Source organism: Pseudomonas sp. TJI-51 (assembly GCF_000190455.2).
GTDB classification, from domain to species: Bacteria; Pseudomonadota; Gammaproteobacteria; order Pseudomonadales; family Pseudomonadaceae; genus Aquipseudomonas; species Aquipseudomonas juntendi.
In genome coordinates this window covers 1-5,366 of the sequence record NZ_AEWE02000157.1, presented here as the reverse complement: position 1 = coordinate 5,366, position 5,366 = coordinate 1, and the positions used below count along the sequence as shown (strand labels likewise).

General features: G+C 63.3%; 3 protein-coding genes and 1 pseudogene. All 4 read right to left on the bottom strand.

Annotation, left to right across the window (positions count from 1 at the left end; all coding sequences use genetic code 11):
- A pseudogene (locus G1E_RS25600) lies at window positions 1–1,694 on the bottom strand (glycine dehydrogenase); the annotation flags it as partial.
- A 10-nt stretch (window positions 1,695–1,704) separates the two neighbouring features.
- Window positions 1,705–2,088 (bottom strand): glycine cleavage system protein GcvH, encoded by a 384-nt coding sequence (gene gcvH, locus G1E_RS25595; RefSeq protein ID WP_009687031.1) that lies wholly within the window; start codon window positions 2,086–2,088, stop codon window positions 1,705–1,707.
- A gap of 327 nt (window positions 2,089–2,415) precedes the next feature.
- Window positions 2,416–3,621: a sodium/glutamate symporter gene (gene gltS / locus G1E_RS25590; protein WP_033691431.1), complete on the bottom strand. Its 1,206-nt coding sequence runs from the start codon at window positions 3,619–3,621 to the stop codon at window positions 2,416–2,418.
- A gap of 166 nt (window positions 3,622–3,787) precedes the next feature.
- Window positions 3,788–5,296: a sigma-54-dependent transcriptional regulator gene (locus G1E_RS25585; protein WP_047150239.1), complete on the bottom strand. Its 1,509-nt coding sequence runs from the start codon at window positions 5,294–5,296 to the stop codon at window positions 3,788–3,790.
- Between the last annotated feature and the right edge of the window lie 70 nt (window positions 5,297–5,366).

Here is a 5,366-nt window from a genome sequence, read left to right as displayed (position 1 = left end):
TTGGGCTGCAGCGACACGGCATCATAGCCGGTAGCAGCGCACAACATTGCTTCCAGCTCGGTGGTCATCTGCAGGTAGCCCTGGCTTTGCTCGGCCGGCGCAAAGGGGTGCAGGTTGCCGAACTCGGCCCAGGTCACCGGGATCATTTCGCTGGCTGCGTTCAGCTTCATGGTGCAGGAGCCCAGCGGGATCATGCTGCGGTCCAGCGCCAGGTCCTTGTCGGCCAGGCGGCGCAGGTAGCGCATCAGTTCGGTTTCGCTGTGGTAGCGGTTGAATACCGGGTGTTCGAGGATGGCCGACTGGCGCAGCAGGGCCGCGGGCAGCAGCCAACCGGTGCTGGCAGCCAGCGCGGCGAAGTCAGGCAGGGGCTGGTTGCCGGCGAACAGTTGCCACAGGGCCTGCACGTCAGCCTGGGTGCTGGTTTCGTCCAGCGACAGGCCCAGGTGGGCGGCGTCGACCTGGCGCAGGTTGATACCTTGGGCGCGGGCCTGCTCATGCAGGCTGGCAGTGGCGGTGCCGGTGGCCAGGGTCAAGGTGTCGAAGGCTGTTGCACCGACCACTTGCAAACCCAGGCGGTTCAGGCCGGCTGCCAGAACCGCGGTCAGCGCATGGGTGCGCTCGGCGATGCGCTTGAGGCCGGCCGGGCCGTGGTACACGGCGTACATGCTGGCGATATTGGCCAGCAGCACCTGGGCGGTGCAAATGTTGCTGGTGGCCTTCTCGCGGCGGATGTGCTGCTCGCGGGTTTGCATGGCCAGGCGCAGGGCGGTCTTGCCGAAGCGATCGATCGACACGCCGACCAGCCGGCCTGGCATGTCGCGCTTGAAGGCGTCACGGGTGGCGAAGTAGGCCGCGTGTGGGCCGCCGAAGCCCAGGGGCACGCCAAAACGCTGGGCGCTGCCGATGGCCACGTCGGCATCGAACTCACCCGGTGGGGTCAGCAGGGTCAGGGCCAGCAGGTCTGCTGCCACGGCGACCAGCGCGTTGGCGGCATGGAAGCGCTGCACCACTTCACGGTAGTCGAACACCTCGCCATTGCTGGCCGGGTATTGCAGCAGCGCGCCGAAGAAGGCACTGGCATCGCCCAGCTCGCGTTCGTCGCCGACCACCACGTCGATGCCCAACGGCTCGGCGCGGGTGCGCAGTACGTCCAGGGTTTGCGGGTGGCAGTGCACCGACGCGAAGAAGCTGTGGCTGGTCTTGTTCTTCGAAAGGCGCTTGCAGAAGGTCATGGCCTCGGCTGCGGCGGTCGCTTCGTCGAGCAGCGAAGCGTTGGCGATCGGCAGGCCGGTGAGGTCGCTGATCAGGGTCTGGAAGTTCAGCAACGCTTCCAGGCGGCCCTGGGAGATTTCCGGCTGGTAGGGCGTGTAGGCGGTGTACCAGGCCGGGTTTTCCAGCAGGTTTCGCAGGATGGGGGCCGGGGTGTGGGTGTTGTAGTAGCCCTGGCCGATGAAGCTCTTGAACAGCTGGTTCTTGCCGGCGATGGCCTTGAGTGCTGCCAGCGCGTCGGCTTCACTCTGGCCGTCGTGCGCGCCGAGCACGCTGGTGCCCTTGATGCTGTCGGGGATGACCGCCGCGGTCATGGCGTCCAGCGATTCGAAACCGAGGGCGGCGAGCATGGCCTGCTCGTCGGCGGTGCGCGGGCCGATGTGCCGGGCGATGAATTCGTTGGCGGTGCTGAGGTTGATGGTCATGGCGCAGTCCTCAGGCTTCAGCGTTGGCTTTGATCAGGCGGTCATAGGCGTCCTGGTCGAGCAGGGCGCTGACTTCGCTGATGTTGGCCGGGGTGAAGCGGAAGAACCAGCCTTCGCCCATGGGGTCTTCGTTGACCAGCTCCGGGCTTGAGTCGAGCTGTGCGTTGACTGCAACCACCTCGCCGGTCAGGGGCATGTATACGCCGCTGGCAGCTTTCACCGACTCGACGGTGGATGCTTCGCTGCCTTTCTCGTACTGCTGCAACTCGGGCAGTTGCACAAACACCACATCGCCAAGGGCGTTCTGGGCGAAGGCGGTGATGCCCACGGTGACACTGCCGTCGGCTTCGACGCGCAGCCATTCGTGATCTTCGGTGAAACGCAACTCGCTCATGCGGAATCCTCGGGCGTTGGGCGCGGTGTGCCCGCGCTCTTGGGTCGGGATTCCCATAGCAATAATGCGGCCAATTTCAAAAAAGGCTTATAAAACAATAAGTTAAATTTTTACTGAGGCGCTCGATTTTTGGCGGTGGAACGAAAACGCTACATTGCACGCGGGGTGAAAAAGCGTTTCTCTATCAAACCCTTGTATAACCGCATGCGCACACCCATGTAGCGTTTTCGATACGGTGTAATCAAAGCGTTACAGTGCCGCGGCGTCTGTTTGGCACGTTACTGCCAACTCTTTAGTCGGGCGACGCCACAGGTACGGTAAAAGGCATCAACCTGCCATGAACAGCGGCAGTGCCAGATAGAGTTTGATCACGATGACATTGATGATGTCGATGAAGAATGCCCCCACCATGGGTACCACCAGAAAGGCAATGTTCGAAGCGCCGTAGCGCTGGGTCACTGCCTGCATGTTGGCAATGGCAGTGGGCGTGGCCCCCAGGCCAAATCCGCAATGGCCGGCAGCCAATACGGCAGCATCGTAATTGCGACCCATGACCCGGAACGTCACGAAAATTGCGAACAGCGCCATGACCAGTGTCTGTGCGGCCAATAATGCGAAGAACGGCAAGGCCAGCGCTGCCAGGTCCCATAGTTTGAGCGACATCAAGGCAATGGCCAGGAACAGCGACAAGCTGACATTGCCCAGTACCGAAACTTCCCGTTCGAACACACGGTAGAAGCCGAATGCGGATAGCCCATTGCGCAGCAATACACCCACGAACAGCACACACACAAACGTCGGCAGTTCGAATGCAGTTCCTTTGAGTGCGCCATTGAGCAAAGAACCGGCAAGCAGGCTTACCGCAATCAGCGCCAGTGTTTCTACAAATGAAAACGATGTTATCAGGCGCTCTTTGTCAGGCCGCTCGAAACCCTGGGGCAGTTGCGGCAGTTCCTCATCGGCCCCCGGCGTTTTCACCCGCTTGATCAGCAGCCGGGCAACCGGCCCGCCAATCAGGCCGCCCAGCACCAGCCCGAAGGTGGCCGAGGCCATCGCCAGTTCCGCAGCCGAGGCCAGGCCGAACTTTTCGCTGAACGTGGCGCCCCAGGCGGCGCCGGTGCCGTGGCCGCCGGACAGGGTGATCGAACCGGCCAGCAGGCCCATCAAAGGGTCCAGCCCCAATGCCGAGGCCAGGCCGATGCCCATGGCGTTCTGCACCAGCAACAGGCTAGTGACCACCAGCAGGAAGACCACCACCACACGGCCGCCTTTTTTCAGGCTGGCAAAGTCTGCGCTCAAGCCGATGGTGGCGAAGAAGGCCAGCATCAAGGGTGTTTGCAGTGAGGTATCGAACTGCACCTGCACATCGAAACTGCGCAACGCCAGCAGGGCAAAGGCGACGACCAGGCCACCGGCAACGGGTTCCGGAATATTGTAGACGCGCAACAAACCAATCCTTGCAACCAGCCCGCGCCCCAATAACAGGACGAGAGAGGCGGCTACAAGTGTCCCGTAAAAATCGAGTTCAAACATCAGGTGCTCTCGTTATATCCAGTAGCGAACCACGCTCCGCACTTGGGCGGATCAGTGGGATGACAAGTGGCAATACACCGTCACCATTCTACGAGGCATATGTGGGAGAGTATCTTTCACGCGCGTAGGAAAGGTCTGAACAACTAACAGGTTATTGCAACGACTATCAGCCTTTGCCGGGTATTCCATATTTACGCAAGCGCTGGGCAATGGCGGTGTGCGAAGTGTGCAAGCGCGCAGCCAGTTGCCGGGTGGAGGGGTAGCTGGCGTACAGACGTTGCAGCAGCTCACGCTCGAAATCGCCCACGGCTTGCTCCAGGCTGGCCACTTCGCCATCTTGCCCGCGCGCCACCGAGGTGCCGGCAATGTCCAGGTCACCAATGTCCACCAGGTTGCTTTCGCAGATGGCCGCCGCACGGAAAATCACGTTCTGCAGTTGGCGCACGTTGCCCGGCCACGGGTTGGCCAGCAGCGCCGAATGGGTGGCCGGGGTCAACCGGCAGGCTGGGCGCTGGATCTGCGTGCAGGCCTGCTGCATGAAGAAGTGCGCCAGCATCAGGATGTCCTGGCCGCGGTCGCGCAGGGGCGGTACCTGCAGGTTGAGCACATTCAGGCGGTAGAACAGGTCTTCGCGGAAGCTGCCTTCGGCCACCATGCGCTCCAGGTCGCGGTGGGTGGCGCTGATGATGCGCACATCGACCTTCACTTCGCGGTCGCCGCCCACCCGGCGGAAGCTGCCGTCACTGAGGAAGCGCAGCAGCTTGGCCTGCAGGTACGGTGACATTTCGCCGATCTCATCCAGAAACACCGTGCCCTGGTTGGCCAGCTCCATCAGCCCCGGCTTGCCGCCGCGTTGCGCGCCGGTGAAGGCGCCGGGGGCGTAGCCGAACAGCTCGCTCTCGGCCAGGCTCTCGGGCAGGGCGGCGCAGTTCAGCGCCAGGAACGGTGCCGCCTGGCGGCTGCTGATGGCATGGCAGGCGCGGGCCACCAGCTCTTTGCCGGTGCCGGTTTCGCCATGCACCAGCAGCGGCGCATCGAGTGCGGCAACGCGCATGGCGCGTGCTTTGAGAGTACGGATGGCCGGTGACTCGCCCAGCAGGGCGTCGAAGCCCTCGGCGTGGTCGTGGTGCAGGGCCGACAGGCGTTCGCCCATGCGCGATGGCGGGTAAAGCGTCAGCAGGCCACCGGCGTTGGTAATGGGCATGGCATCGAGCAGCAGGCTGTGGCCGTTCAGTTGCATCTCGCGCATAGGCAGGTGGAAGTTGTTGTCCAGCAGCGCCTGCAGCAGCCCGGCGTCGCCGAACAGCTCGCCCACCGAGCGCCCGGCCGATTCGCGGCCGCATAGCTCGATCAGCGCCGGGTTGGCCAGCAACACCTTGCCGGCGCTGTCCACGGCCAGGACCGGGTCGCTCATCGCTGCCAGCAACGCATCCAGTTGCAGGTGCCGACGTTGCCCGGGAAGGATGTCGACCACGTCCACCGACTGTACCCCGTGCACTTCGAACAGTGCGTCGTGCAGCTCTTCGAGCACCGCGGGGCTGAGCGTCGGGGCGTCGATGTAGACGTTCGGCGGGACCATCTCCACGGCGTCCAGGTTGAGGTTGCGGGCACCGAGCAGGGCTAGCACTTCCTGAGTGATGCCGACGCGGTCGATGAAGCTGACGTGGATGCGCATGGGAACGTAGAGGGTGGTGGCCGGGGAGGGCGGTAGTATGCCTCAACATCGCCGGGGCCGCCTTGCGGCC

What these genes read in the sequence shown, in the direction of transcription:
- gcvH (WP_009687031.1), bottom strand. Translation starts at nt 2,088, where the DNA reads ATGAGCGAGTTGCGTTTCACCGAAGATCACGAATGGCTGCGCGTCGAA.
- gltS (WP_033691431.1), bottom strand. Translation starts at nt 3,621, where the DNA reads ATGTTTGAACTCGATTTTTACGGGACACTTGTAGCCGCCTCTCTCGTC.
- G1E_RS25585 (WP_047150239.1), bottom strand. Translation starts at nt 5,296, where the DNA reads ATGCGCATCCACGTCAGCTTCATCGACCGCGTCGGCATCACTCAGGAA.